The organism is Chamaesiphon sp. GL140_3_metabinner_50 (genome assembly GCF_025361915.1).
In the GTDB taxonomy this organism is placed as follows: domain Bacteria; phylum Cyanobacteriota; class Cyanobacteriia; order Cyanobacteriales; family Chamaesiphonaceae; genus Chamaesiphon.
The window spans coordinates 1-2,169 of the sequence record NZ_JANYJC010000146.1 but is presented as its reverse complement, the minus strand read 5'-3'; the positions used below and the strand labels follow the sequence as shown (position 1 = coordinate 2,169).

4 protein-coding genes are annotated in these 2,169 nt (G+C 42.0%); all 4 read right to left on the bottom strand.

The features are described 5' to 3' along the window. Positions 1 to 64: 64 nt before the first annotated feature. Positions 65 to 448 (bottom strand): type II toxin-antitoxin system VapC family toxin, encoded by a 384-nt coding sequence (locus tag Q0R35_RS07735; protein WP_295615653.1) that lies wholly within the window; start codon positions 446 to 448, stop codon positions 65 to 67. Beyond that, positions 445 to 651 (bottom strand): AbrB/MazE/SpoVT family DNA-binding domain-containing protein, encoded by a 207-nt coding sequence (locus Q0R35_RS07730; RefSeq protein ID WP_106311050.1) that lies wholly within the window; start codon positions 649 to 651, stop codon positions 445 to 447. Before Q0R35_RS07730 ends, Q0R35_RS07735 begins: the two co-directional genes overlap by 4 nt. Positions 652 to 723: 72 nt before the next feature. Then, positions 724 to 1,605 (bottom strand): metal ABC transporter permease, encoded by an 882-nt coding sequence (locus tag Q0R35_RS07725; protein WP_295615650.1) that lies wholly within the window; start codon positions 1,603 to 1,605, stop codon positions 724 to 726. A gap of 2 nt (positions 1,606 to 1,607) precedes the next feature. Continuing rightward, positions 1,608 to 2,169 (bottom strand): metal ABC transporter ATP-binding protein (locus Q0R35_RS07720; RefSeq protein WP_295615647.1); only part of this gene is annotated, 562 nt, incomplete at its 5' end.

Genomic DNA, 2,169 nt, shown 5'->3' with positions numbered 1-2,169 from the left:
TTTAAATTATCGCAGTAAGACTCCGAGCGAGTCTCAAATCGCCGTTTATTGTTATTGTATATTCTTATTTTTTATTTAGCTTTGGAAAATATCTCACCCGATCTAGCAATTCAAAATCGTCATCTTGAGTCCAAATGATGGCATCATACTTCATTGCAGTGGCATAAATAATGCTGTCTGCTAAGGGGAGTTTATACTTAATTACATAATAGGCTGCGTCAATAGCAAGATGACTATCTAATGCAACTACCAGTCCCTGTTCCATCTGAGCGATTGCAGCTAAAGCTACATCTTCATCCTGTTGACGGAGAATAACTTTGAAAACTTCACTCAGCGTGATACTTGGGACAAGTAATGCTGCTGTATGTTCGATCGGTTCGGCGAAGTATTGGGCATTACCATCATCTGCAAAGTAGGAAAGCCAAGCGGAAGAATCAACAATATTCAAACTCTGTCCTCTTCTCTAGTCACCTCTGTATCGATCCCTTTGAGAAAGCCTCTCATTTGAGAAATCGGTTTAATCGGTATTAGTTCGATTCGGTTGCGATAGGCAATCATTTGAATTTTTTGACCGGATACTATTCCCATCGATTCTCTAATTTCTTTAGGAATCACGATTTGATACTTGGATGAAACGATGACTGCATCCATACTATTTTATCGATAGTGCTTTAGTAAGATAATAGTACGATCGATACTTTTTGTCAACGTTCGATCGTGGCATTATTTGTCCAAATGTTGACCATCTACAACTGCAACCGATCTAGAATTCCGCGATTTGGCTAACAAGCCATGTTTGGGTGCAAAAACCATTGCCACGATAAATAATAGAGTCTGTAAAACGACGATACAGCCACCTGTCGAGCCGTCGATATGATAACTAATATACGTACCAATGACGCTGGAAAATATCCCCGAAGCCATCGCAATTAATATCATCGTGTCGAATCTATCGCTCAACATGTAGGCAGTCGCGCCGGGTGTAACTAACATCGCAACGACGAGAATAATCCCGACGGTTTGAAGTGCGGCGACGGCGGTGAGAGCAAGTAATGATAATAAGACATAGTAAAGAAAGGTAGTATTTAGTCCGATCGATCTGGCGTGAGTCGAATCGAAGCAAAATAACATGAGATCTTTGCGTAGAACGGCTATAGTTATTAAGGTAATCGCGCTAATAATTACAGTTTGAATAATATCGGCATCGGCAATTCCCAACACGTTACCAAACAGAATGTGCGTAAGATCGATCGAGCTGCGAACTTTAGAAATTAGCACTAAGCCTAATGCAAAAAATCCGGTAAATACCAACCCGATGACCGTATCTTCTTTAATTCGGGTCTGCGATTTGATAAAGCCGATCGCGATCGCCGATCCGACTCCAAACACGAATGCACCGATGGCTAGAGGGATATTCAGCATGTAGGCAAATGCCACGCCGGGGAGGACTGCATGAGAAACAGCATCGCCCATTAGCGACCATCCTTTGAGGGTCATATAACAAGAAAGTGCCGCACAAACCATGCCGACTAATGCACTTGTGAAAATGGCTTTCACCATAAATTCATACTGCAATGGCGCGACAAACCAATCGATTAAGCTCATAGTTATATCTCCCGATCGACTAAATTCAATCGACTGCTAGTACCAGATGAATCGCTAGCTGAATTATCGAAAGCGCGAAAGATGTTTTCCGGGGTAAATACATCGGCAGTATTACCATAAGCGAGGATACTTCGATTAATCAGTACCACTCGATCGCAGAATGTTTTAATCGAACTCAGATCGTGAGTAGAAATTAAGATTGTATCTCCGATTTCTCGCAACTGCATCAGCAAGTCGATAATCATTTTCTCGGTTTTAACATCGACACCAGCGAAAGGTTCGTCTAATAGTAAAACCTGCGCTTGTTGGGCGAGTGCCCGCGCGAAGAATGTCCGTTTTTTCTGTCCGCCAGATAACTCGCCAATTTGTCGATCGCGAAGATCCCACATTTTAACTCGTTCTAAACTTTCTTTAACTATTTGCTTATCGATCGAGCTAGGCATCCGTAATAAATTCATATACCCATATCGTCCCATCATCACCACATCAGCGACATTAACAGGAAAATTCCAGTCTACTTCTTCCGATTGCGGAACGTAAGCAACCAGATTATCTTTCTGTGCG